The organism is Massilia putida (genome assembly GCF_001941825.1).
Lineage (GTDB): Bacteria > Pseudomonadota > Gammaproteobacteria > Burkholderiales > Burkholderiaceae_D > Telluria > Telluria putida.
This window is the reverse complement of sequence record NZ_CP019037.1, coordinates 294,421-318,293: the sequence shown is the minus strand read 5'-3', so window position 1 is coordinate 318,293 and position 23,873 is coordinate 294,421. Positions and strand designations below refer to the sequence as shown.

Annotated in this window: 27 protein-coding genes, 1 pseudogene and 1 other annotated feature; of the genes and pseudogenes, 18 read left to right on the top strand and 10 right to left on the bottom strand. The window is 63.9% G+C overall.

Annotation, left to right across the window (positions count from 1 at the left end; translation table 11 throughout):
- The first annotated feature begins 227 nt into the window (after positions 1 to 227).
- Both BVG12_RS01810 and BVG12_RS01805 read left to right on the top strand, forming a co-directional pair.
- The gene (locus BVG12_RS01810) at positions 228 to 998 is read left to right on the top strand and encodes a hypothetical protein (RefSeq protein ID WP_075790893.1); all 771 of its coding nucleotides are present in this window, start codon (positions 228 to 230) and stop codon (positions 996 to 998) included.
- A complete protein-coding gene (locus tag BVG12_RS01805) occupies positions 995 to 2,248 on the top strand; it encodes a tyrosine-type recombinase/integrase (protein ID WP_075790892.1) in 1,254 nt (417 codons plus the stop codon). Before BVG12_RS01810 ends, BVG12_RS01805 begins: the two co-directional genes overlap by 4 nt.
- 257 nt (positions 2,249 to 2,505) lie before the next feature.
- Here the strand turns inward: BVG12_RS01805 and BVG12_RS01800 are convergent.
- The 5 genes from BVG12_RS01800 to BVG12_RS01775 all read right to left on the bottom strand — a co-directional run bounded on the left by BVG12_RS01800 (position 2,506) and on the right by BVG12_RS01775 (position 6,434).
- Positions 2,506 to 3,704, bottom strand: a protein-coding gene (locus BVG12_RS01800; RefSeq protein ID WP_156895493.1) for an IS3 family transposase whose coding sequence is annotated in 2 segments (ribosomal slippage) — positions 2,506 to 3,413 and positions 3,413 to 3,704 — 1,200 coding nt in all. Because the reading frame shifts where the segments join, the coding sequence is not laid out codon by codon here.
- Positions 3,307 to 3,423, bottom strand: a sequence feature (AL1L pseudoknot). Its footprint overlaps the gene before it by 117 nt.
- A gap of 145 nt (positions 3,705 to 3,849) precedes the next feature.
- The gene (locus tag BVG12_RS01790) at positions 3,850 to 4,278 is read right to left on the bottom strand and encodes a hypothetical protein (protein WP_075790890.1); all 429 of its coding nucleotides are present in this window, start codon (positions 4,276 to 4,278) and stop codon (positions 3,850 to 3,852) included.
- Between the two features lie 84 nt (positions 4,279 to 4,362).
- Positions 4,363 to 4,581 (bottom strand): hypothetical protein, encoded by a 219-nt coding sequence (locus BVG12_RS01785; RefSeq protein ID WP_075790889.1) that lies wholly within the window; start codon positions 4,579 to 4,581, stop codon positions 4,363 to 4,365.
- Positions 4,581 to 5,240: a tyrosine-type recombinase/integrase gene (locus BVG12_RS01780; protein WP_075790888.1), complete on the bottom strand. Its 660-nt coding sequence runs from the start codon at positions 5,238 to 5,240 to the stop codon at positions 4,581 to 4,583. Before BVG12_RS01780 ends, BVG12_RS01785 begins: the two co-directional genes overlap by 1 nt.
- Before the next feature lie 132 nt (positions 5,241 to 5,372).
- Positions 5,373 to 6,434 (bottom strand): ribonucleotide-diphosphate reductase subunit beta, encoded by a 1,062-nt coding sequence (locus tag BVG12_RS01775; RefSeq protein WP_075790887.1) that lies wholly within the window; start codon positions 6,432 to 6,434, stop codon positions 5,373 to 5,375.
- 51 nt (positions 6,435 to 6,485) lie between these two features.
- Here BVG12_RS01775 and BVG12_RS01770 point away from each other — a divergent pair, with 51 nt between their 5' ends.
- The 6 genes from BVG12_RS01770 to BVG12_RS01745 all read left to right on the top strand — a co-directional run bounded on the left by BVG12_RS01770 (position 6,486) and on the right by BVG12_RS01745 (position 9,906).
- Positions 6,486 to 6,932 (top strand): VirB4 family type IV secretion system protein, encoded by a 447-nt coding sequence (locus tag BVG12_RS01770; protein ID WP_075790886.1) that lies wholly within the window; start codon positions 6,486 to 6,488, stop codon positions 6,930 to 6,932.
- A complete protein-coding gene (locus BVG12_RS01765; RefSeq protein ID WP_075790885.1) occupies positions 6,929 to 7,600 on the top strand; it encodes a type IV secretion system protein in 672 nt (223 codons plus the stop codon). Before BVG12_RS01770 ends, BVG12_RS01765 begins: the two co-directional genes overlap by 4 nt.
- A complete protein-coding gene (locus BVG12_RS01760) occupies positions 7,597 to 7,905 on the top strand; it encodes an EexN family lipoprotein (RefSeq protein WP_156895492.1) in 309 nt (102 codons plus the stop codon). The genes BVG12_RS01765 and BVG12_RS01760 overlap by 4 nt, the downstream gene beginning before the upstream one ends.
- Before the next feature lie 11 nt (positions 7,906 to 7,916).
- The gene (locus BVG12_RS01755; protein ID WP_075790883.1) at positions 7,917 to 8,942 is read left to right on the top strand and encodes a TrbL/VirB6 family protein; all 1,026 of its coding nucleotides are present in this window, start codon (positions 7,917 to 7,919) and stop codon (positions 8,940 to 8,942) included.
- Between the two features lie 269 nt (positions 8,943 to 9,211).
- Positions 9,212 to 9,580 (top strand): hypothetical protein, encoded by a 369-nt coding sequence (locus tag BVG12_RS01750; protein WP_075790882.1) that lies wholly within the window; start codon positions 9,212 to 9,214, stop codon positions 9,578 to 9,580.
- Positions 9,577 to 9,906 (top strand): hypothetical protein, encoded by a 330-nt coding sequence (locus BVG12_RS01745; protein ID WP_075790881.1) that lies wholly within the window; start codon positions 9,577 to 9,579, stop codon positions 9,904 to 9,906. Before BVG12_RS01750 ends, BVG12_RS01745 begins: the two co-directional genes overlap by 4 nt.
- A gap of 32 nt (positions 9,907 to 9,938) precedes the next feature.
- Here the strand turns inward: BVG12_RS01745 and BVG12_RS01740 are convergent.
- A pseudogene (locus BVG12_RS01740) lies at positions 9,939 to 10,217 on the bottom strand (IS3 family transposase); the annotation flags it as partial.
- Between BVG12_RS01740 and BVG12_RS01735 the strand changes: the two are divergent.
- Complete coding sequence (locus BVG12_RS01735) at positions 10,168 to 10,482, top strand: diguanylate cyclase domain-containing protein (RefSeq protein WP_075790880.1); 315 nt, start codon at positions 10,168 to 10,170, stop codon at positions 10,480 to 10,482. The pseudogene BVG12_RS01740 and the gene BVG12_RS01735 overlap by 50 nt on opposite strands.
- A gap of 67 nt (positions 10,483 to 10,549) precedes the next feature.
- On the opposite strand, the gene BVG12_RS01730 is transcribed toward BVG12_RS01735, so the two are convergent.
- On the bottom strand, positions 10,550 to 12,232 hold the full coding sequence (locus tag BVG12_RS01730; RefSeq protein ID WP_370662807.1) for an electron transfer flavoprotein-ubiquinone oxidoreductase: 1,683 nt from the start codon (positions 12,230 to 12,232) through the stop codon (positions 10,550 to 10,552).
- Positions 12,233 to 12,360: 128 nt separating this feature from the next.
- Here BVG12_RS01730 and BVG12_RS01725 point away from each other — a divergent pair, with 128 nt between their 5' ends.
- Positions 12,361 to 14,517, top strand: coding sequence for a molybdopterin-containing oxidoreductase family protein (locus BVG12_RS01725; protein WP_229503623.1), 2,157 nt, complete (start codon positions 12,361 to 12,363; stop codon positions 14,515 to 14,517).
- 11 nt (positions 14,518 to 14,528) lie between these two features.
- On the opposite strand, the gene BVG12_RS01720 is transcribed toward BVG12_RS01725, so the two are convergent.
- Positions 14,529 to 15,890: an MFS transporter gene (locus tag BVG12_RS01720; protein WP_229503636.1), complete on the bottom strand. Its 1,362-nt coding sequence runs from the start codon at positions 15,888 to 15,890 to the stop codon at positions 14,529 to 14,531.
- 178 nt (positions 15,891 to 16,068) lie between these two features.
- Between BVG12_RS01720 and BVG12_RS01715 the strand changes: the two genes are divergently transcribed.
- Positions 16,069 to 16,863 carry a tyrosine-protein phosphatase gene (locus tag BVG12_RS01715; RefSeq protein WP_075790878.1) on the top strand — a complete coding sequence of 265 codons (795 nt, stop codon included), beginning with the start codon at positions 16,069 to 16,071 and terminating at the stop codon, positions 16,861 to 16,863.
- Here the strand turns inward: BVG12_RS01715 and BVG12_RS01710 are convergent.
- Both BVG12_RS01710 and BVG12_RS01705 read right to left on the bottom strand, forming a co-directional pair.
- Positions 16,860 to 17,705: an SDR family NAD(P)-dependent oxidoreductase gene (locus BVG12_RS01710; RefSeq protein ID WP_083684383.1), complete on the bottom strand. Its 846-nt coding sequence runs from the start codon at positions 17,703 to 17,705 to the stop codon at positions 16,860 to 16,862. The genes BVG12_RS01715 and BVG12_RS01710 overlap by 4 nt on opposite strands.
- On the bottom strand, positions 17,702 to 18,484 hold the full coding sequence (locus BVG12_RS01705; RefSeq protein ID WP_075791013.1) for a DUF2889 domain-containing protein: 783 nt from the start codon (positions 18,482 to 18,484) through the stop codon (positions 17,702 to 17,704). The genes BVG12_RS01710 and BVG12_RS01705 overlap by 4 nt, the downstream gene beginning before the upstream one ends.
- A gap of 188 nt (positions 18,485 to 18,672) precedes the next feature.
- On the opposite strand from BVG12_RS01705, the gene BVG12_RS01700 reads away from it, so the two are divergent.
- From BVG12_RS01700 to BVG12_RS01665, 7 genes are all read left to right on the top strand, one after another.
- On the top strand, positions 18,673 to 20,127 hold the full coding sequence (locus BVG12_RS01700; RefSeq protein ID WP_075790877.1) for an aldehyde dehydrogenase family protein: 1,455 nt from the start codon (positions 18,673 to 18,675) through the stop codon (positions 20,125 to 20,127).
- A 393-nt stretch (positions 20,128 to 20,520) separates the two neighbouring features.
- On the top strand, positions 20,521 to 21,357 hold the full coding sequence (locus BVG12_RS01695; RefSeq protein WP_156895491.1) for a cytochrome P450: 837 nt from the start codon (positions 20,521 to 20,523) through the stop codon (positions 21,355 to 21,357).
- 3 nt (positions 21,358 to 21,360) lie between these two features.
- Complete coding sequence (locus BVG12_RS01690; protein WP_075790876.1) at positions 21,361 to 21,543, top strand: rubredoxin; 183 nt, start codon at positions 21,361 to 21,363, stop codon at positions 21,541 to 21,543.
- 112 nt (positions 21,544 to 21,655) lie between these two features.
- A complete protein-coding gene (locus BVG12_RS01685; protein WP_075790875.1) occupies positions 21,656 to 21,976 on the top strand; it encodes a 2Fe-2S iron-sulfur cluster-binding protein in 321 nt (106 codons plus the stop codon).
- Positions 21,973 to 23,217 carry an SDR family oxidoreductase gene (locus BVG12_RS33335; protein ID WP_083684377.1) on the top strand — a complete coding sequence of 415 codons (1,245 nt, stop codon included), beginning with the start codon at positions 21,973 to 21,975 and terminating at the stop codon, positions 23,215 to 23,217. Before BVG12_RS01685 ends, BVG12_RS33335 begins: the two co-directional genes overlap by 4 nt.
- Positions 23,218 to 23,325: 108 nt before the next feature.
- On the top strand, positions 23,326 to 23,553 hold the full coding sequence (locus BVG12_RS35600; RefSeq protein WP_156895502.1) for a TetR/AcrR family transcriptional regulator: 228 nt from the start codon (positions 23,326 to 23,328) through the stop codon (positions 23,551 to 23,553).
- Positions 23,554 to 23,622: 69 nt separating this feature from the next.
- Positions 23,623 to 23,865 carry a hypothetical protein gene (locus tag BVG12_RS01665; protein WP_156895490.1) on the top strand — a complete coding sequence of 81 codons (243 nt, stop codon included), beginning with the start codon at positions 23,623 to 23,625 and terminating at the stop codon, positions 23,863 to 23,865.
- The last annotated feature ends 8 nt before the right edge of the window (positions 23,866 to 23,873 follow it).

The window sequence follows — 23,873 nt, the reverse complement described above, 5'->3', positions numbered from 1 at the left end:
CTGGCTTACGCCTCGTTCCTGATCCGTTCTAAATAATTGCCCGTATGCAAAATTCGGCCGGCCGCTGGGCATTTCCCGCCCGCACACCGACACAAAAAACCGTCCGTGAAACGCTGAAATCATCCGGCAAATCTACTCAACATAACGCGGGCTATGTTGAGTAGTGTAAATTGAAAGTCATAAATATACCTGTTAAGATACCTGCACCTTGTTCCCCGACAGTCCCGATGAGCCGCCCACCTTTCCGCCTCCCAGACGACCAGGCCCGCCGCATTGCGCAAAAGGTCGCCGTGCTCGACCAGGACATCCCGCTCGACACCAGCAACCATCGTCCCTTCGTGGGCGCTTTTATCCAGGTCGTCCGTGACGCGACCGGAAATTATTTCAGTCCGATGATCTACCAGCGCCTGCTGCGTGCCTATGCGCCGGCGCGGCGACCATCGACCGCGACCATCGCCAGCGAACGTGCGCGTATCATGGATACAGCAGAGCAGCTCGAGCGGGCGGCCGGGCTTGATGACGTCCAGCGCGAGCGATTCACAGAGGCGATCAGAAACGTGATCGCCGACGAGCTGGAACAGCGCCTGGCCAGCTTGCCCGCAGCCGATACCACGACCGGATCCGCGCAGGTCGAGTTTTTCAAGAACCGGCTTGCGGAGTGTGAGAGCGAGTTACGGGCCTTGCGCGCCACCGCGGCGCAACTGGTCACCGACCTAGCTCTGAGTGCGCAGCGTGCTGAGATTGCAGAGCGCGAATTGAGTGAGCAGCGCCAGGCCAACGAAAAACTTGTTGAACAGCTTCGCGGCATCCAGGAAAGTTCCGATGGCAACCGCAGGTTTGCCTTGATGGCGATCGACGAGGTGCGTGGCGAGATGCGTCACTGGAAGGACCGTTGCGCAGACCTTGAATTGCAGCGTCAGCGCGACTTCCAGCAGCTCGATGCCATGCGTCGGCTGGTCAATGCACAAGACAAGGCAGGAAACAAAGGATTGCGATGACAAATGTTTTAGTACCGCTTACGCCTGCTTCAGGCCGGGAAGTCGGCAATGCCCTCGGCGTCGTCGCTGACGACTGGCATGCGGCCGAGGTCTGGCTCCAGGCGATCGCAAACCGCCCGCGGCGCAACTCGCCTCTAACTGTCGCGGCTTACCGGCAACATTTGGCGAAGCTGCGCTGGTACTGCGAGAACGTCAGTACGAACCTGCCATCAAAATGGACTGTCCAGGACGTCGACGCCTTCTATCGCTTTCTGAAGGAGTTACCAGAACACGCGCTGTGCGAGCGGGACTACGCGGGCCGCTATGCCGAACTGGGTGAAGCCGGGTACACCCCTTTTAGGTGCGTACCCTCGGCGAGCAGCCGTTCCGATATCCAGAAATGTGTGCACGCGCTGTTTCGCGCGTGGCGGGAAGTCGGCTATATCCAGGCCAATCCGATGGGTTTCCACGGCGCGGGCACGGAAAGAAAAATCAACGCCAACCGCGCCGTATCGCTTGACCTCTTTGACCTCGTGCTCGAGACCATGGAAGAACAGCCGAAAGACACGTTCGAAGCGCGACAGCGGCATGTGCGTGACCGCTTCCTCCTGATCGCGTTGCGTGAGCTCGGCCTGCGCTCGAGCGAATTGGTCAAAGCAAGCATGGGGGCATTCCGGCGCCTGTCTGATCCGAAATCGGGACGGACGTACTGGATCATGCACGTGACCGTGGAAACAGCAAAAGGCGGCTTAGAGCGCAAGATCCCGGTCACCCGGCAGGTATTCGAGGCGCTGGTGGCGTACCGCGAGGCGTTTGGCTTGCAAGCTTTACCAGGCCCTGCGGATACGACTCCCCTGCTGTTGTCGCCGCGGACGCACCGCAGCGCGACGACCTCCCGCGGCGTGCCCCTAAAAACCGTATCCACGCGGCGCGACTTCGGCAAATGGCGCGCGATCACGTCACGTCACGGTTTGTACTATGTCGTGAAGCAGCGCCTGGGCGCCGCGGCGGCGTTCCTCGAGTCGATCGGCGATCACGATCGCAAAGAGCAGCTCGAGCAGGCATCGCCCCACTGGCTCCGTCATACGTTCGCCAAGGCCGCGCTGATGCAGGGCGAAGACATGCGCAGTGTCGCCGCCTGGCTGGGCCACCGGGACATCGGCACTACGATGATCTATACCGAACAGGAGGCGCTCGACCTGATCAGGCAAACCGAACAGGTTCGGCCGGATGCCTTGGCGTTTGAAGCACAGTGGAGTGCGCCACGATAGCCACGACCGGATGCAGCGCTCGGCGCTGCACGCGATTTTTTCTCGGTTTACAAGTCGCCAAACAGGCTATGGAAGAAGTTGAGCGATTTGCGCCCGAAGTGACTGCTATTGTGATCACGCGAACGTCGTGGTGGTTTACCCAGGCGCTTAGGCGGCGGCTTCCATATGTATACCACCGCGGGCTTGTTGAACCGCCCCGGGAATAGTGGAGGCTGGTTGGTTTAAGTTAATGCGGTTTCATCGGCAGCGATCTTGAGCTACCGATAGTAGTTTGCCTCAGCTTCCGCGGGCGGGATATAGCCGATTGGTTCCATCAACCGGTGGTGGTTGAACCAGGCCACCCATTCCAAGGTTGCCAGCTCGACAGATTCCCGAGTTTTCCAGGTTCGGCGGTGAATCAATTCCGTCTTGTACAAGCCGTTGATCGTCTCAGCCAGTGCGTTGTCGTAGCTGTCTCCCCGATTGCCGACCGACGGTTCGATACCTGCTTCGGCCAGGCGTTCGCTGTAGCGAATGCTGAGATATTGCGAGCCCCTATCGGAATGATGGATTAAAGTTCCATTTTCACCGGGCTGGCGAGCATACAATGCCTGTTCAAGCGCATCCAGAACGAAATCAGTGGTCATCGACGAACTGACCCGCCAGCCGACAATGCGCCGGGCGAAAACGTCCACCACGAAGGCTACGTACAGCCAGCCCTGCCACGTCGAAACGTATGTAAAGTCCGACACCCACAGCTGATTTGGACGGTCAGCCCTAAACTGCCGATTCACCCGATCCAGCGGACGTGGGGCGGCAGAATCGGGAATCGTTGTCCGGACTCGCTTGCCGCGCACAGCACCTTGCAAACCCAGCCGCTTCATCAAGCGCTCGACCGTGCAGCGAGCGATGGCGATGCGTTCCCGGTTCATCTGCTTCCAGACCTTGTCGGCTCCGTAGACCTTCATGTTGGCCTGCCAGACCCGGCTGATTTCCGGACACAGAATCTCATCGCGCTTCGCCCGCGCGCATCGCTTCGACGAATCACGAAGCTGTGCCGCATGGCGCCGATAACCCGACGGGGCAATCCGCAAGACCTTGCAGATCGGCTCGACCCCGAAGGTGTCGCGATGCTGATCGATAAAGGCCTTCAGGACTTCAAACGGCGGTCGAGCTCCGCCTGGGCGAAAAACGCGCTTGCCAGCTTCAGGATTTCGTTCGCCCGCCGCAGCTCTTTGTTCTCGCGCTCCAGGGCTTTGAGTCGCTCACGCTCCTCTGTTGTCACTCCTGCGCGCTCTCCCTGGTCAATCTGGTCGCGCTTGACCCATTCATGCAGCGTTTGTGGCGTGCAGCCGATCATCCCTGCAATTGACTCGACCGCCGCCCACAGCGAAGGATGCTCATTACGCTGCTCCCGTACCAGACGGACTGCGCGCTCCCGGACTTCCGGCGAAAATTTGCTTGGCTTCTTGTTCATAGCTCCATTCTCTCAAGAGTTGGAGCCTCCATCAAATCCGGGGCGGTTCAGCGCCAATTACGGAATTGGGAATTTGTCGCGTCAAGTTTTCTAGTCTAGTTTGGTTTATCGGCCGGGGTAGTCGCCCGGAACTTTTCCGTTGCCGCTAGATAGCCGGGCGCCATGGTTCAGTGATCAATTCCCGTTCTTGGTTAGGACCACGCAGTAAGAACTTGCCGGTCTCGGCAGCGAACGACAACTCGAAAGTTTCATCGTCAATATTCTCTTCGTCGTACCAAGTACCGTCTTCGACGCTCTCGACAGACGGGGCCAGCCACAACAGGAACTCTTCAAGATCGTGACGCTTGTTCTTCAACTGAGCATTTACGACGACATAACGACCGTCATAGGTGATCCGTCCTTGCATCAAGTAAAAAGGCGCAGTTTCTAAGAAGTCCTGATCTGCGGGGTCGTCGATCTTGTCATCGACGGCCTTCCGATCTTCCGAGGTAATCAACCGAAGCCCGTGATCTATTTCTGAGTCGACTGGGCATTTCAGACGGATATGTGCTTTCAGTATCGTAAATCCGCTCATGGCTCGATTTCCCTGCTGTTCCGGCGCCGCCTTATGCGTCACCCCATGCTTTGCATTATACCGTTGGTATCAACGGTCGGCAAGCTATTTCAACACTTTTTTCGCCTTCTCGGCGACCAGCTTCTGGAGCACGTCGTTCCGGCTGGTTCCGATGCCGGCGGCGACTAGTCCATCCAGTTCGGCCAGCGCCGCAGCCGTCTTAAAACGCACCGTAAAGGCCGCACCGCCAGCCTCCTTGATGTTCGCGGCCATGCGGCTGCTGCGCTGCGTGCTGGTCTTGTCGTAAGGGTCTTTTTTCGCCATCAGATAACCCTCGCGACAATCGCGCCCAGGCGCACAGGATTGGCATCGATAAGTCGCTTCGTCGCTGTCAGGGTTTCGTGACCCAACAGCTCGTTGATGTGTCGCAGGTCGAAGCCGTTGTTCGCCAGGCGCACAGCGAACGTGCGGCGCCCGGACATCGCGCTTGCGCCCTCGATGCCGGCCTGCAGGTGAAGCTTGCGGAATAGCTGGCTCAACGAGTCGCATGAGTAGCTGGCCGCACCGCTGGTAGTACGGCGCTTGATGAGCCTGTACGGCTCGCCATCGCCGGTAAGAAAGAGCGGACCGTCGGGATCGAGGCCACGAAACGCTGTCGCCATAGGAGTCGTTCCTTGCTCATGCGCGGCGCGGTACGCCAGATACGCGTCGAGCGCGCTCACCACTTTCGCATTGGACCAGTAGATCGGGCGTTCCTTCCCGTTGTACGCGATGCCGGCATCAACGCAAGACTTCACGCGAACGGAGCCATCCCCGTTTAGGTAGGCACGGACCGTCAACCTGGCGATCTCGGTCAGCATCATGCCGGTGCCGTACACCGTCGTGAGAAGGGCCACATTGCGCAAGGGCGATTCACCCGAGACCGCTGCGACTTTCAGAAGGTGCCGCAGGCGACCTTCTTCAATATAGGGTGCTTTCGCCATTCGTTCTAAGCTTCCTTAACGTTCTATTCAGAGGCACTATCCGAGCAGATTACCGCGAAACGTGCTCCATAACAAGACGACAAGCGCCGTCCTCGGAAAAGCCTGAGTCATCGACAGTAATGGACGTGTGCCCTACTCCCAACTCAAGATGCCGCCGGTCTGGTACTCGGTCACGCGCATCTCGAAGAAGTTGCGCTCCTTCTTCAGGTCAATCATCTCGCTCATCCACGGGAACGGGTTTTCCTCGTTCGGGAACAGCGCATCCAGGCCGATCTGGACGGCGCGGCGGTTCGCGATGAAGCGCAGGTAGCCCTTGAACATGGCCGCGTTCAGGCCCAGCACGCCGCGCGGCATCGAGTCTTCGGCGTAGCGGTATTCCAGGTCGACGGCCTGCAGGAACAGGCCCTTGATCTCTTCGCGGAATTCCGGCGTCCACAGCTGCGGGCTTTCCATCTTGATCGTGTTGATCAGGTCGATGCCGAAGTTGCAGTGCATCGATTCGTCGCGCAGGATGTACTGGTACTGCTCGGCGGCACCCGTCATCTTGTTCTGGCGGCCCAGCGCGAGGATCTGCGTGAAGCCGACGTAGAAGAACAGGCCTTCCATCAGGCAAGCAAACACGATGATCGAGCGCAGCAGCTTCTGGTCGTTTTCCAGCGTGCCGGTGTGGAACGTCGGATCGTTGATGACTTCGATGAACGGGATCAGGAACTGGTCCTTGTCGCGGATCGACGGGATCTCGTTGTAGGCGTTGAAGATTTCCTTCTCGTCCAGGCCCAGCGATTCCACGATGTACTGGTAGGCGTGGGTGTGGATCGCTTCCTCGAACGCCTGGCGCAGCAGGTACTGGCGGCATTCCGGCGCCGTGATGTGGCGGTAGGTGCCCAGCACGATGTTGTTGGCGGCCAGCGAGTCGGCGGTCACGAAGAAGCCGAGGTTACGCTTGACGATGCGGCGCTCGTCTTCGGTCAGGCCGTTCGGGTTCTTCCACAGTTCGATGTCGCGCTGCATGTTCACTTCCTGCGGCATCCAGTGGTTCGCGCAGCCGGCCAGGTATTTGTCCCACGCCCATTTATATTTGAACGGGACCAGCTGGTTGACGTCGGTCTTGGCGTTGATGATGCGCTTGTCGTCCGCGTTCACGCGTGAACTACTGATCTGCCCTTCCGGCGGCTCATCGTCCCACAATAACATTTCAACTCTCCTAGTACGTTGGCGGTGTTCTTTTCGGAGTTCTGGAAGTCGATGGGCGACAAGCACTTTTCCGCTTTCATTAAGGATCTCTTGAAGACCTTGCGCAAGAAGAACGGCCTTGTCGTACTTGATTCGCAATCTCCGAGCGACGCCCTGCGGCATCCCATGGCACGCACGCTGATCGAGCAGGTCGCAACGATGATCCTGTTCCCCAATCCAGGCGCCGACTACGCAGAACACAGGGAAGGGCTCGGATTGTCGGACAGGGAGTTCAACCTCATCAAGACAGACCTGCCTGAAGGTTCCGGAATGTTCCTGCTGAAGCAGGGGCGCCATTCGGTCGTGGCCCGGCTGCCGCTGGCTGGGATGGACGATGACCTGGCGGTACTCTCCGCACGCACCGCCAACCTCAAACTCATGGATCGCCTTATCGCCAAGTACGGGGAAGACCCCGACACTTGGGCACCTCACTTCGACATCGAAAGGAAATCCGCATGAACCTCCGTATCCTCGCCGTCGCCACCGTGCTGGCCTGCGCATTCGAACAAACCCATGCCCAGTTGACCGTCATCGATCCCGCGGTGCTTTCGCAGGCGGTAATGCAGGTCAAGGCATGGACCGACCAGTACAAGCAGATGGCCATGCAGATCGACAGCATCAATTACCAGATCAAGTCCACGACTGGCGACCGCGGCATGTCGCGGCTCCTGCCTGCCGCCACGCCAGCGCTTCCTGCGGACTGGGCACGCTCGATAAGCGATCTTTCCGCGCTCGCTCAACAGATCCGTCAAGCGCAGGCGGTGCTTCGGCCCGACCAGGCCGCACGGCTGGCTCCCGAGCTCCAACGCTTTCTGGCGCAGGCGCAGGACATTTCCGCCGCCAATCAGGCGATGGCGCAAACCGCTTTCAACGATGCGACGGCGCGCCAGGCGCGACTGCAAATCCTCACCGACACCTTGGCACGGACCGAGGATCCCAAGGCGGCGTACGACCTCGCTAACCGGATCGCCATCGAGCACGCGGAACTGGTCAAGGACCAGAACCAGCTGGAGGCCGCGGCGAATGGTGCCGCCGCCCAGGAGCGCGCGCAGCGCCTGATGATCAGTCAGATGCGCGCCGGCGCGGTCGGGACGTCGATCCCGCGCATCGAGACGCCGCTGCCATGAGCGGCAAATCCCATCAACAATCGAAGGAGGCATTCATGAAAGCGACACTGGCCATCGTATCGATCGCGGTCTTGATGTGCGGATGCGGACGCGAGCCTGCCGGGACGATCCCGGAGCTGGGGGATCGCGTGCTTACCGTGGACGAGTTCTTGGCCCACCCGGCGCTGCGCGGCAAGGTGAGTGCGCTCTGCCGGAATGATCCCGGCCGAACGGGATTGACGCCGAACTGCGTCAACGTCCGGCGAGCAGACCACATCGCATCGATGGGGACTGCCGACAAGCTCCATCTCGACCTGAGCCACTAGGAGAATCGATCATGGCCGCGCCAACCCTCTATCGTGACGGCATGAATTACATCAATGCCGTGTGCGAAGGCTACGTCGGCGAGAACGTGGTGGCGGTCGCCCGGGTCGTCGGCCCGTTTTTGATGGCGATGCTCGGCCTTTACGTGGCGCTGTGGGGATTCGCCAGCCTACGCGGCTTGATCCGGGAGCCCGTCAACGAATTTATCAACCGGGTCGTGAAGCTGGCCGCGATTCTCGGCATCGGATTCAACGTCGCGAACTACAACACGCTTATCACCAATACGTTTTTACGTGGCCCCGATGAGTTTGTAGCCGGTTTGGCGCGGAGCCCTGGCGGCGACGGCGTCATCAGCGGTCTGGATGCGATGCTCAACGACGGGCTGCTGCTGACGACGCGATTCTGGGCCAAAGCCGGGGTGCTCGACGGCGACTTCGGAATGTACCTGATTGCCGCGGCGGTCATTGTCATGACCATCGTCGTCACCGCCTATGCGTTCTTCCTGATGGCGTTATCGAAAGTCGTGCTCACGGCAGTGGTCGCAATAGGCCCGGTGTTTTTCATCGGATTGCTGTTCGAGGCTACGGCGGGGTTCTTCAATTCCTGGCTGCGCCAGCTGGCGAACTACTTTCTGGTGCCGGTGCTGGTCGTCATGGTCAATTTGCTCGTCATGAAGCTGTTCGCGAGTGCGGCTAGCGGACCTGCCGCGATGACGTCGAGTGCCGAAGTCGCGGAGGTGTTTCCGTTCCTGGCCATGGGACTGGTCTGTCTTCTCGCGCTCGCCTCGGTGCTCAGTATTGCTGCCGGATTGGCGGGAGGCGTGTCCCTGTCTTCGTTCGGCATGGGGCGATTCGCGGGCAAATTGCTGAGCCTTGGAGGTATGGAACTCGGAAAGCAGATCGGCCTTCAAGGCACCCGTCCGGTGGCGTGGACCGGAAAGAAAGTCGCTCGTGGCGCCTGGAGCGCCTACCAGAACAGAAGCCGCAATTCGATTCGCCCGTCCAAGACCAAAGTGAAATTGCTGACCTACAAACCGTGAGGAACAAATGCGCAAACTTTTGATCCTGCTGGCCGCAGCCAGCGTACTCGGCGGGTGCGCGAATGCCCCATTGCCGGGATGCGATGGAAGCGATCGCCGCCCAATCAACGTTCCGGCCAGTGCACAGGCCGAATATCCCAGCTGCAGCGCATCCGTATAAAGGAGCATGCAATGAAAAGCCGATCCAACGCAGATCAACTGGTCGAAGAGTTAGCAGCTACGCCCCGTTCGATAATGGAAATTTCTTTCGCATATGAAGTGAGAAACCGATGAACACGAGCACAACTTTTAAAACCGAACAGCAGTTGCTGGAGATGGTCGCGCATGCAATCGCGTTCAATTTCCTGATGTACGTTCACGAGACTTACCCACACCAGAGCGGCCTGCTGTATAAGCCCCCGGGCGGACGCCAGCGGGTGTGGAATCCGCTGCTCAACAATGCCGATCTCCTGCAACTGGCGGTGGCGGCACCGACCGTCAATCTTCACGACATCATTGCCCAGGCGGCCGCGATCGACGGCGATGAGGCTGCGCGCCATGCGTACGTCCGCGAAGCATTCGTGCGCGCGGTCACGCTAAGCGTCGTCCCAATGGCTGAAACTCCTGCTGTCATCGACAACGCGACGCCTGCCCTATGATCCATCCTGCACCCGATACCCTTTGCCTGTACACGGACCCCGACTATAAGCCGGCGACGTCGGAGGACGTGCGTGCGGTGATCCAGATCCTCAACATGACCGGCGATCAAGTGGCCGGACTCGTCGGGGTACGGGACGGACGTGCCGTGCGCCGTTGGCTTGCTCCAGAATCATCGAAAACCCACGCCCAGATTGACTACGCCACCTGGCGTCTGTTGCTGCTTGAGGCCGGCCTAGTCACTCTAAAAAGGGTGCGCCCCAAGAGTGAAAAACCCTTGAGCGGGGCTAAATCAGTAGGTCTAAAAGACCTAAAATTAAATCTGTAACAACCGATACAAAATGAATCACCACGAGTTTTCTAGACACTCGACAGCCGCTGAAAATACTGCTTTTCGTACTCGACCGGCGACAGGTCATTGCTGAAGCTGTGCCGCCGCTTCGGATTGTAGAACATCTCGATATAGTCGAAGACGTCCTGCTTTGCCTCTTCACGGGTGCCATATGTTTTGCGTCGAATTCGTTCCCGTTTGAGCAACTGGAAGAAGCTCTCGGCAACGGCGTTATCGTGGCAGTTACCGCGCCGGCTCATGCTTTGCTGCAGGTTGTGCGCGTCCAGGAAGTCGCGCCAATCGGTTGAATCCGCCGCGCGTCTCGGCGGTGGCGAATTCGCTTACCTGATGGAGGATGCGGGTGCTGATTCGCCTGCGGCAATCGCAAGCCGCATACTGCTGGCAATCGGCGCCCCCATCCGCGTCCACGGTCTTCTGCTCGACGTCGGCTGCAGCATCGCCAGCCAGCCCGCCGGCACTTGGGACCGCCGCAGCCTGTTCGAAGCGGCGGACCAGGCCATCTACAAAGTCAAGACCAGCGGTAAAAGCGGCTACGGGGTATTTGCCGCCTGACGGTACAGCCACCGGACCTGATCATCCGCGACTACCGCACAGGTCCATCCGGACCATCCAGGCCGCCCTACATGTTCGGATAATTCGGTCCACCGCCGCCTTCCGGCGTCACCCACACAATGTTCTGTGTCGGATCCTTGATGTCGCACGTCTTGCAGTGCAGGCAGTTCTGGGCATTGATCTGCAGGCGCGCAGCGCCGTCGTCGGTACCGATGTACTCGTACACGCCGGCCGGGCAATATCGCTGTTCCGGACCGGCGAATGTCTTCAGGTTCAGTTCGACCGGCACGTCGGCCGAACGCAAGGTCAGGTGGGGCGGTTGCGCCTCGCTGTGGTTGGTGTTCGAGATGAACACGGACGAGAGGCGGTCGAAACTGATTTTACCGTCCGGTTTCGGGTACTGGATCGGTGTGAAATCGGTGGCCGGCCGCAGGCACTCGTGGTCCGCATGCTTGTGGCGCAGCGTCCAGGGCGCCTTTCCACGGAACAGCAACTGGTCGATGCCCACCATGAGGCTCCCCTTGTACAGTCCCTGCGCCATGAATGGCTTGAAATTGCGGCCCCGGTGCAGCTCGTCGTGCAGCCACGAGGCGCGGAACGCTTCCGGATACGCGGCCAGTTCGTCGGATGCCCGTCCGTTCGCGATGGCGTCGAACGCTGCCTCGGCCGCCAGCATGCCGGTTTTCATCGCCGCATGGCTGCCCTTGATGCGTGACGCGTTCAGGAAACCGGCATCGCAACCGACCAGCACGCCTCCCGGGAAGGTCAGTTTCGGCAGCGCTTGCAGGCCACCGGCCGCGAGCGCGCGAGCGCCATAGGAAATACGCTTGCCTCCCTCGAAGAACGTGCGGATCGCCGGATGGGTCTTGTAACGCTGAAATTCCTCGTAAGGTGACAGATAGGGATTCTGGTACGCCAGCCCGACAACGTAGCCCACCGCGACCTGGTTGTCCTCGAGGTGGTACAGGAAAGAGCCGCCATAGGTCGCGGCATCCAGCGGCCAGCCGGCGGTGTGGATGACCAGCCCGGGCTGGTGTTTCGCGGGATCGATCTCCCAAAGTTCCTTGATCCCCAGCGCGTAGGTCTGCGGATCGCATCCTTCGTTCAATGCATAATGGTCCATCAGCTGCTTGCCCAGGTGGCCGCGCGCACCTTCGGCGAAGAAGGTGTATTTCGCATGGAGTTCCATGCCGAGCTGGAAGTCGTCGCCCGGGTTGCCGCTACGGTCGATGCCCAGGTTCCCCGTCGCGACACCCTTGACCGCGCCATCGTCGCCGTACAGGACTTCGGCGGCGGAAAAGCCAGGGAAGATCTCGACACCAAGCGCTTCCGCCTGCTGCCCGAGCCAGCGCACGACGTTGGCCAGGGAAATCACGTAGTTGCCATGGTTCTGGAAACAGGCGGGGAGCGCCCATGCGGGCGTCTTGTAGGCCTTGCGCTCGGTGAGAAACAGGAAGCGGTCTTCCGTGACCTCGGTATGCAGCGGCGCGCCCATCTCCTTCCAGTTCGGGAACAGCTCGTTCATCGCGACCGGATCCATCACGGCGCCGGACAGAATGTGCGCACCGATCTCGGACCCCTTCTCGAGGACGCACACCGACATGTCGGTGCCGGTCGCGCCGGCCAGCTGCTTGAGGCGGATCGCGGCGGACAGACCCGCCGGGCCGCCGCCGACGATCACCACATCGTATTCCATCGACTCCCGCGGACCGAATTCGTCGAGGAGCCTGCTTGTCTCTGTCATGGTCATCAACCTTCTTCTTGCCAAACCTGGATAAATATACTCATAATCATATATATCATTAATATGATATTAAAGCATATCTTTTCATCTGTCAGCAACTAATTTTCACGACATCGCAGCCTTCGATCCCATTCATGACCATGACGACAAACAATGACGCCAGCGAGGACAACCGGGCGGTCCGCTCCTTTTGCCGCATCTGCTCCGGGCTGTGCGGTACGGTGGTCGAGCTGGACGACCGGCGCCGCATCGCCGCAATCCGCGGCGACAAGTCGCATCCGCTGTCGCGCGGCTACGCCTGCTTCAAGGGCTTGCAGTCCGGCGCCGCCCACAACGCGCCCGAGCGCATCCTGCGGCCGCTGAAGCGGATGCCGGACGGCAGCTTCGCTTCCATTCCCATCGAACAGGCCCTGGACGAGATCGCAGCTGGCCTGGCGGCGATCCGCGCGCGCGACGGCGCGGACGCGCTGGCGCTTTACCGCGGTACGCAGAATTACCTCAACGTCGCGGGCTTCACCATGTTGTATTCGTGGATGAAGGCGCTCGGCTCGCGCGCCTTCTTCTCCACGATGACGATCGACCAGTCCGCGAAATGGGTGGCGATGGAACGCCTGGGGCGCTGGGGCGCGGGACGCCATCATTTCCGCGAAGCGCAGGTATGGCTGTTCGCCGGCTACAATCCGCTGCTGTCGATCCAGGGCGGGTCCGGCTTCTTCACCGCCAATCCGACCAGGGAAATGAAGGACGCCAAGGCGCGCGGCATGAAGATCATCGTGATCGATCCGCGCCGCACCGAGACCGCCCATTACGCCGACCTGTTCCTGCAGCCGCGGCCGGGCGAGGACCCGACCGTGGCCGCCGGCCTGCTGCGCTGCATCCTCGATGCGGGCTGGCACGACGCCGCGTTCTGCGCCGACCACGTGGACGGCCTGGATGCATTGCGCGCGGCCGTGGAACCGTTTACGCCGGCCTACGTGGCGGCGCGCGCGGACGTGCCCGCGGACCTGCTGGTGCAAGCGGCGCGCATGTTCGCCTTCGAATGCCGCAGCGGTGCCGTCAGCACCGGTACCGGCCCCGACATGGCGGCGCGCTCCAACCTCGCCGAACACCTGTACCAGGCCATCAACGTCGTGTGCGGGCGCTTCCTGCGCGAGGGTGACGACGCCGGCAACCCCGGCGTGCTCGGCAAGGAAAAAACGCAGCGGGCCGAGGTCTTGCCGCCGCGCCGCACATGGGAGCACGGGGCGCGCGGCCGAATACGCGACAGTGCCATCCTGTTCGGCGAGATGATGACGGCCACGCTCGCGGACGAGATCCTGACGCCGGGCCCCGGCCAGATCAGGAGCCTCATCGTGGTAGGCGGCAATCCCGCCAGCGTGCTGCCGGACCAGCGCAAGGCCGTGCACGCGCTACGCGAGCTGGAGCTGCTGGTCAGCATCGAGCCTTTCATGACGACGACCGCAGCGCTGTCGCACTACATCCTGCCGCCGCTGATGCAGTACGAACGTCCCGACATCTCGCCCCCGGCATTCGAGGCATCCTATTTCGCGGTACCCTTCGCTCAGCACACGCCCGCCGCTGCCGCCGCGCCGGACGGGAGCGAACTCACCGAGGACTGGTACGTATTCTGGGCGCTGGCGCGCAGGCTGGGCCTGCAGCTGTCGATGGCGGGCAAGGCCCTCGACATGGACCGGCCACCGACCACCGAAGCATTGTTCGACATCCTGGCGCGCAGCGCCCGGGTGCCGCTCGATCAGTTGCGCGCCACGCCCGGCGGCATCGCACCGCGGCTGCCGCCGCAGCGGGTGGCGCCCGCGCGCGACCGCACTGCCCGTTTCGCCCTTCTGCCCGGCGACGTGGCGGCCGAACTGGCGGCCGTACTGGACGACGACGGCACCACGCCGGATTTCCCGTTCCGCCTCTGTTCCCGGCGCATGCGCGACGTGATGAACAGCGCCTTCCAGCAGCTGGCGCCGATGCGCGCGCGTACGGCCGGCAATCCCGCCTGGCTGCATCCGGACGACCTGGCCCGGCTCGGCATCGCGCCCGGCGCCACGGTCGAGATCGTATCTGCCCACGGCCGGCTGCGGGCGACGGCGGCGGCTGACGACACGCTGCGTCCGGGCATGGTCTCGATGAGCCACGGCTGGGGCGGCCTGCCCGACGGTGCCGGTCCGGCGTGGCCGGGCGCGAATACCGGGCTGCTGGTCAGCAACGAGCGCGATTGCGAGTCCATCAACGCCATGCCGCGCCTGTCGGCCATTCCCGTCGCGATTGTGCCGTGCGCCTGACCGCGCCGCCGTCAGGCGCGCGGGCGCTGCGCGGCGGCGGGAACACCGCCGGACCGTCCCGCCCGCGCGCGGCGCGGCAGGGTGATCCCCACGAGCAGGAGCAGCAGGCACAGGCCCGCGATGGTCCCGAACGCCCCGACGTAGGCGCCGGGCGCCGGATAGCGCACCGCGCCGCCGGCCGGAAACGCGATCGTGGTGCCGGCCATTACGAACCCGACCAGCTGCGAACCCACCGCCAGCGACACCGAGCGCACCACGGACAGGACGCCGGTGGCTTCGCTGACCCGGTCCGCCGGGACGTCTTCCACGATCAGGTTGGGAATCGCGGCGAACAGCACCGCCAGCCCCAGCGCCTGTACGTAGTCCATCCCGACCAGGAACACCAGGTTGCGGTGCTCCAGCAGGAGCGCACTCCAGCCCACGCACAGCAGCGCGGCGCCGGCCACCGTGGCCACGCGCGGACCATGGCGTGTGCTGAGGTAGCCGCTCCACGGCCCGCCCACGAGGTACAAGACCATCACCGGCAGTTGCAGCATGCCCGCCGCCGTCGCGCTGAGGCCGAAACCCTGGCCGCTCCCCGCCGGCTGCTGCAGCAGGATCGACATCACCTGCGGATACTGCAGCGCGCCCAGGCACAGAAGCGCCATCGCCGCATTGCCCAGCGCGACCTGGCGGCGCTTGAGCAGGCGCAGGTCGATCATCGGGTTCTCATGCCGCAATTCGTAGCGCAGCCATACCGCCAGCACCAGCGCGCCCGCCCCCAGTAAGGCAAGCGTGCCGTGATCGCTCCAGCCGGTGGCCTTGGCCCGCATCACGGCGTACATCAGCATGCTGATGCCAGGCACCAGCAGGACGCCGCCGACCAGGTCGAGCTTGCCCGCGCCGCGCTGGCCGGGCACCGCCGGGACCCAGGATGCGCAGGCCGCCAGCGCCAGCACTGCCAGCGTCGCGCTCACCCAGAAGATCGCCCGCCAGTGGAAGTGGTCCACCACCACGCCGCCCACCAGCAGGCCGACGCTGCTGGTCACCGTGGCCGACACCGCGACGATGCTCACCGCCAGCGGAATACGTGCCTGCGGCAGGCTGCGCCGCACCACACCGTAGGACAGCGGCACGAGCGCCCCCGCCAGGCCCTGCATGCCGCGGCCCACGATCATGAATGCCAGGCCCGAGGTCGTTGCGCTCAGCAGCGAGCCGCAGAGGGCGATCCCGAGCACGCACAACATCACACGCTTGAGCCCGTACAAGTCGCCGAGCCTTCCGCACACCGCCGCGCCGCCGGCGTAGACGAGGAAATGGGAGGTGATCACCCATTGCACGGCGGGATTGCGAGGGTATGCCTTCAGGATCGCCGGCAGCGCGCCGAGGGTCATGGTCAGCTCGAGCGCGGCCGTGCACTCGGCCAGGATCAGCGCAAGGAACAGCAACCCGATAGCATGCCGGGTGAGGGGTGGTTGCATGATGTCTCCGTCATCGTTGTGAAGTCATCTCAATTATATATATGATTAAAATCTTTTGATATCATTGGCGGCGTCGACAGAGGAGCCAACCATGCATGCATCCCCCCTACTTTCCAGTGCGCCCAACTTCCGCGATGCGGGCGGGTACCGCACGACCGACGGCCGCCAGGTCCGCCGCCGCGTGCTGTACCGTTCAGGCCACTTGTCCACATTGAGCGAAGGCGACCTGGCGCGGCTGCGCGCACTCGATATCCGTCTGGTCTGCGACCTGCGCACGGCGTCGGAGCGCCGTGCGCAGGCCAGCCGCTGGCCGCACGACAAGACACCGCTGGTCGTCGAGTTCGACATCGGGGCCGACCTGCGCGCCGGCGACGCGCACTGGACCGCCCGGTTTGCCGCGGATCCGACGCCCCATGGCGTCAGGCTGGGCATGCTGGCCGTCTACCGCAGCCTGCCGGCCGCATGCGCGTCCCACCTGAGCCGGCTGTTCGCCATGCTGCAGGACGAGGACAGCATCCCCATGCTGGTCCACTGCGCCGCCGGCAAGGACCGCACCGGTTTCATGATCGCGATGATCCTGCTGGCGCTCGAGGTCCCGCTCGCCACGGTGATGGACGACTTCCTCGCAACGAACGCGCAGAACCGCCACGACGACGGCGCGCTGCTGACCAGGATGCTCGGCCGGGTGCTCGGCGCCGCGCCCGATCCGGCGGCCGTCGCCGAACTGGCCCGGGTGCGCCGCGAAGACCTGCTCGCCGCCCTCGACCAGATCGCGCAGGACTACGGCACCGTGGCCGATTACCTGGCAGGGGCCTGCGGCATCGACGACGCTCGGCGCGAACGCCTGCACCGCCTGTTCCTCGTTCCCCGGGGCCTGGAAGCCTAGAGCGACAGCACGCCGGTGATCCCGCCATCGACCAGCAGATCGGTCCCGGTGATAAACGAGGCCCGTTCCGAACACAGGAATTCCAGCGCATCGCAGACTTCCTGCAGGCCTCCCTGGCGGCGCAGTGGGGTACGTTCCAGCAAACCCTGCTTTTGCGGACTGGCCTGGAATTCGCGCTCTCCCATGGGCGTGGCGATCAGCCCCGGCGACAGCGACACGATACGGTGGCCGGCCGCGCCCCAGGCCGGGGCCAGGCGCCGGCACATCCGGTTCAAACCGTATTTCGACACCATATAGCTGCGCGGCGCATCGATGGCACCGCCCAGCGCGGCCTCCAGGGCATCGACGAAACCCGGTTGCAACGGATCGTCGAGCAACAGGTGCAGGTGCCGCAGGTTGCCCGCCAGGTGGCCCGCGATGGAGGAAACGAACACCGCGACGCCCTGGCGCATCAGCGGCAGGACCGCCTCCGCCACCCGCGCCGCGCCGGGCAGGTTGACCGCCATGATGCGGCGCCAGTCGCCCGCCACCGGCGACAGCGCGACCACGTGCACCAGCGCCGCCAGCGGCCCGCCAGCGGCCAGTTCGTGCGCCATGCGCGCCACCGATTCCTCGCACGTCACGTCGCAGTGGACCGCGGCGGCCGCGATGCCCTCGTCCCTCAGCGCGGCCGCATGGCGCTGGGCCTGGGGCAGGTCGATATCGGCCAGCACCACGCTGTAGCGCTGGCCCATGCGCCGCGCGCACGCCAAGCCCATGCCCCCGCAACCGCCCACGATCAGGGCGCGCGGCAGGTCGGTACGCACGGCGCGGCCGGCGCCGGCGACAGCGTCCGCGCTCATGGCAGGCTGCCCAGGCTGGCGAGCATGCCGTCCGCCGACGCCTCGTAATTGCGCGTACTGCCGACCATGCGCACCGCCTGCTCGCGCCGCTGCGGCTGGAAGCTGAAGCACAGCGCCGGCAACTTCAGGGCGCCCGCGCTCGGCACCTGGTCGTGGTCGACCGCCCGGCCGCCCGCGACCAGGATGGCGCGGCGCAGGATGGTGGCATATTCCGCCGCCGGCAGGTCCATCGCTTCAGTCCAGGCGCGAAAGCCCGTGTCCAGCGCCTGGCCGGCGAACTGCTGCGGACCGACGATGACATTGTGGTCGACCTGCCAGGCCATCACACGTTCGCCGTTCAGGTCCAGGCGCGCCTCGGTGGCGCCGAATTGCGGCCGGCCGTTCTCCCAGCGCAGGATCTCCAGATCGTCCACAACGACCTCGTAGCGGCGCCGCGACTCGGCGCGCCGGATCTGCGCCAGCACCAGGCCCGCCAGGTCGAACACGTGGGTGCACTGCTCGCGCATTTCGACCAGGGTGCCGATCTCGGAGGCGCGCGCGACCAGCGGCTTGCCGACCAGGTCCTGCAGCGGTGCGCCGACCTGGGCGCAGGTCGCCCATGGATAGCGCACCGGGTCGACGCGCACCGCCGTCACCGTCGTGCCGTCATGCTCGACCGCCACGCCGAAGTGGTGAAAGTCGTCCTCCACCCACCCCACCGCCCGGCCCTCGTCCAGGTTCTCCAGGTCGATCAGCCGGCGCAAGCGCCCGCCGCGGCTGCCGTTCTCATGCTCCTGCATCGATTTCTCCTCGTGATTGACCGCGTCCGGAACGCCCAATGAATATTCGTATTAATGATACACATGATTATAGCGCAGGACAACGGCGGTCGATGCACGCGCAGGCGCGCAAACATTTTCCAAATACACAGTTGTATTTGAATTCAATATCGTATTTAATGGTCCCACCAAACAGCGAAGGAGACGACATGAGCCAAGCGCTATCCCATTCCATTCCGCCTGCAAAGATGTTCATCGGCGGCGAAGAGATCCTCGTCGGCAGCGCCGGCAACTACACCCACGTCAACCCTGCCACGGGCGCGGAACAGGCCCGGGTGCCGATGGCCGGCAGGCAGGAGGTCGAGGCCGCGGTGGCCGCCGCCAAGCGCGCGTCCGCCGCCTGGGCCGCCACGCCGCCCGTGCAGCGGCGCGACCTGCTCAACCGCCTCGCCGACCTGATCCGCGACAACGCCGACGAATTCACACGCCGCGCCGCGCTCGACATCGGCACGCCGCTGACGGTGGGCGCGGGCGGGCCGCGGCTGGCCGAGGAATGGACCCGCTACTACGCCGGCTGGGCCGATAAGATCGACGGCCAGGTGGTGTCGTCCTATCCTTCCGATGAACTGATCTACACGCTGCCGGAGCCGTACGGCGTGATCGGCATCATCGTGACGTGGAACGGGCCGCTGATCTCGCTGGGCATGAAGGTTGCGCCCGCCCTCGCGGCAGGCAACACCGTGGTCGTCAAGCCGGCCGAGCAGACCCCGTTCGCGGTCACCCTGTTCGGCGAGCTGGTGGCCCAGGCCGGCTTCCCGCCCGGCGTGGTGAACGTCGTGCACGGCGCCGGCGAAGCGGCCCAGGCGCTGATCGGCCATCCGGACGTCGACAAGGTCTCGTTCACCGGCGGCCCGGTCACCGCCCGCAAGATCCTGCACCAGTGCGCCGACCTGCTCAAGCCGGCCGTGCTGGAACTGGGGGGCAAGTCGGCCAATATCGTGTTCGAGGACGCCGACGTGGACGCCGTGGCGCAGTTCTCCGCGTTCTGGAGCGTGGGTCTCCTGAGCGGCCAGGGCTGCGAGCTGCCGACCCGTCTGCTGGTACAGGAATCGATCTACGACGAGATGGTTGCCAAGGTCGCCGCGGTCGCCGGCCACTTGCCGGTGGGCGATCCGTTCGACCCCGCTACCGTCATCGGGCCGGTGGTCAACGAAGCCGCCTGCGAACGTATCCTCGGCATGATCGCGCGCGCGCAACAGAGCGGCGCCGGGCGCCTGGTCCTGGGCGGGACGCGCCTGGAGCGCCCGGGCTGCTACATCGCGCCGACGGTGTTCGCCGACGTCGATCCGGCCAGCGAGATCGGCCGCCAGGAAGTGTTCGGCCCCGTGCTGGTCATCCACAAGTTCAAGGACGAAGCCGAGGCCATCGCCATCGCCAACGCCACCGACTACGGCCTAGGCGGCTACATCCAGACCAATGACCTCAAGCGCGCGCACCGCGTGGCCGCAGCCCTCAAGACCGGCTACGTGCACCTGAACGGCGCGCGCAACATTCCGGCCTGCGCGCCCTTCGGCGGGGTCGGCCTGTCCGGCTTTGGCAAGGAAGGCGGCCGTCCGGGCCTGGATGAATTCGTTCGTGTCAAAACCGTCGCCCTGTCCAAATAACGCAAGGATACATCGTGTTCAACGATATTCCGCTGGCCGAACGTCCGGCCCACGTGCCCCCCGAGCACGTCATCGACTTCGATATCTACAGCATCCAGATACCGGACGCCGAATACCAGGTCTTCCTGCGCACGACCCTGCAGGCTCCCGGCGTGCCGGACGTGTTCTGGTCGCCGCGCTACGGCGGCCACTGGGTCACGACCCGCGCCGCCACCACGCGCGACGTGCTGACCCGGCACGAGGATTTTTCGTCGAGCAAGCTGGTCGTCATCCGCGAACTCAACCCGAATCCCCCGTTCGCGCCGCTCCAGATCGACCCGCCCGACCACACGCTGTACCGCAACCTGTTGATGAAGGCGTTCTCGCCGCAGGCCGTCAGCGTGCTGGGCGAGGATGCGCGCGCTGGCCATCGAGCTGATCGAAGGGTTCAAGCGCAGGGGCGAATGCGAGTTCATCGGCGACTTCGCTTCCCACCTGCCGATCCGCATCTTCATGACGATGGTGGCCCTGCCCGAGGAAGACCGGCCGGAACTGCTGCACATCGCGGACCAGCTGATGCGCGGCCACACCGTGGAAGACCACAAGGCCGGCCAGCAGCGCCTGGCGGCCTATGCGATGCGCAAGATCGCGGAGCGGCGCGCCAACCCGGGCGAGGACCTGATCAGCGAACTGACCCAGGCCAGGGTCAAGGGCGAGCCGATTTCCGACTACCACCTGCTCGGCATGCTGACGCTGCTGCTGATCGCCGGACTCGACACGGTGGCCACCATGATGGGCTTCTTCGCCCGCTTCCTCGCACTGAACGAGAGCTACCGCAAGGAACTGATCGCCAACCCGGCCAAGGCCGCGACGGCGGTGGAGGAATTGCTGCGCCGCTTCCCCATCGCCAACCTCGGGCGCGAAGTGCGGCGCGACTGCGTGCTCGACGGCATGCAGATGAAGGCCGGCGACATGGTGCTGGTTCCGACCGCCGTGTTCGGCATGGACGATCGCCAGTTCGACGAGCCCGAGAAAGTCGATTTCGACCGCAAGAACAAGCTGCACGCCACCTTCGGCGACGGCCCGCACCGCTGCATGGGCTCCATGCTGGCGCGCGTCGAGCTCAAGGTATTCCTGGAAGAATGGCTGAAGCGGATTCCGGATTTCGGCCTCAAGCCCGGCGTGCAGCTGCAGGTCTCTTCCGGTTCGGTCGCGGGCCTGCGCTCGCTGCCGCTGGTATGGAAGGCCTGAACCATGACCGCTCCGTTCAAGCGCTGGCAATGCTTCTTCTGCGCCGCGATCTACGACGAGGCGCTCGGCTGGCCGGAGGACGGCATCGCGCCCGGCACCCGCTGGGAAGACGTGGATGAAAGCTGGATCTGCCCGGGCTGCGGCGCGGGCAAGTCGGACTTCATGATGCTGGAAATCCGGCCATGACAGAGCATCCGCATCCCATCGTGATCGTCGGCGCCGCCGGCGGCGAAGCCTATCCGCCCTGCCACATGGCACCCCTCGATGCCGCCAAGACGGCAGCCTGGCTGGAGACACCATGCCCAGAATTATCTTTATCACCCACAACGGCAGCGAGCACGTCGTCGATGCCCCGTGCGGCCGGACCGTGATGCAGGCCGCCGTCGACAGCCTCGTCCCCGGCATCCTCGGCCAGTGCAGCGGCGACTGCACCTGCGGCACCTGCCACTGCTATCTCGACGGCGATTGGCCCACGCGCGTGGCGCCGCCTTCGGACGACGAGCGCGCCATGCTGGAATTCACCCCCGGCGTGCACGAGAACAGCCGGCTCAGCTGCCAGCTGCCGGTCAGCGAACAGCTCGACGGCATCGTGCTGCGCCTGCCGGAGTCGCAACTATGAATCCGGACTTCATGCGCGCCGACGGCCGCGCGCGCGGCAATGTATTCGACCTACCAGCGCCAGCGCTGCCCGTGGTGCGCGACCTGAGCATGCCCGGGCCGGCCGGTCCGATCGCGCTGCGCCGTTACGACGCCCGTGCAGCGCGCACGGCGCCCTGCCCCGTCGTGCTGTTCTTCCACGGCAGCGGCTTTGTCCTGGGCGACCTCTCGCCCCACGATGCGCTGTGCGCCGCCATCGCCGCGGGCCTCGACCTGCCGCTGGTCTACGTCGATTACCGCCTCGCACCCGACCACCCGTGGCCGGCTGGTGCGGAAGACTGCGAGGCCGCGGCGCGCTGGATCGCGGCGCATCCGGATGAACTTGGCATCGGCGCCAGCGCGCTGGTGCTGGCCGGCGACAACGCCGGCAACTGCCTCGCGGTCAGTACCCCGCAATACCGCGCAAGGCGATCCCGCCTGAACGCGCACCATCACAAGGAGACAAGCATGTACGATTTCAAGAACAAGACTGCCATCGTCACGGGCGGTGCCCAGGGCATGGGCCGGGAATATGTCCGGCTGCTGCTGGAGAACGGTGCCAACGTCGTCATCGCGGACGTCAACGCCAACGTGGCGCAAGCCACCGTCGCCGCGCTGGACGCCCCCGGCCGCGTCGCGTTCGTGCACACCGACGTGTCGTCGCTGGAGGCCTGCGCCGCCTGCGTCCAGGCGGCCGAGGACCGGTTCGGCGGGCTCGATTTCCTGATCAATAACGCCGGCCTGCTGTCGGCCGCCGCCTTCCCGTCGCTGATCGACATCCCGATCGAAAAATACCACCAGATCATGGGCGTGATGCAGCACGGCCAGTTGTGGATGGCGCGCGCCGCGGTACCGGCCATGCGAAAGCGCGGCGGTGGCGCCATCGTCAACGTCTCCTCGATCGGCGCCTACCAGGCCACCGGCATCTACTCGTTGACCAAGCTGGGCGTGAACGGCCTGACCATCAACCTGTCGCGCGAACTGGCCAAAGACAACATCCGGGTCAATGCGATCGCGCCGGGCACCGTCGCCACCGAGGGCATGCAGCCGCTGATGTCGGTCGAGGGCATGGCGCAGTGGGGCAGGGCCCTGGGCCGCCCCACGGACCGCGTCGCTACGCCGGACCTGATCGCGCGCGTCGGCATGTTCCTGCTGTCCGACGAGGCCGCCTACGTGCGCGGCCAAATCATTGCCGTCGACGACGGCCAGCAGATCCGCGTGTAAGCACGGCCAGGATGGGCTGTCGTGTTGCATCGCCAGCAAGCTTCCAAGTAATCCTCACTTGATAAAACAGAAGTCCAGCCCAACCCGTCCAATCCGCGACGAAAGCCGCTGCGTCCCTATAGAAAACTCAAGGCTGCGGCGCTGGGCGAGTGTGACCGCGTCGGCTTCGCCTGCGCATCGGTCGACCGCATCTGCGAAGCGGCCGGCTACACGCGCGGCGCCTTCTATGCCAACTACAAGACCAAGCAGGAGTTGCTGCTTGATCTGTTGAGCGAATACCACGCCGCCGAGATTGCCGGGTGGCGCAGCACGATCGCCAGCGCGCATGACATGTAAAGCGTCCACGCAGCAATAGCCGCGCGCTTCGAGCGCTACGTTTCAAAGGCTGACTGGGAAATCTTCGCCGTGGAAGCCATGCTGCAGGCCAGACTCAACGCCAAATTCGCGGAAAGCCACCGCGCCTACCAGGAAGAAATGATGGCCAGCGTGACGCAGGCGCTGTCGATGATGTTCGAGAAGGCGGGCCGCCAGCCGCCGGCGCCCGTCGCCGACCTTACCGCCGCAATGCGCAGCGATACCACGGGCCTCAGTCTCGACTACGCCTGCACTCGGCTCACAACGATCCGCACACGGCATCGACGTTGCTGACGATTTTC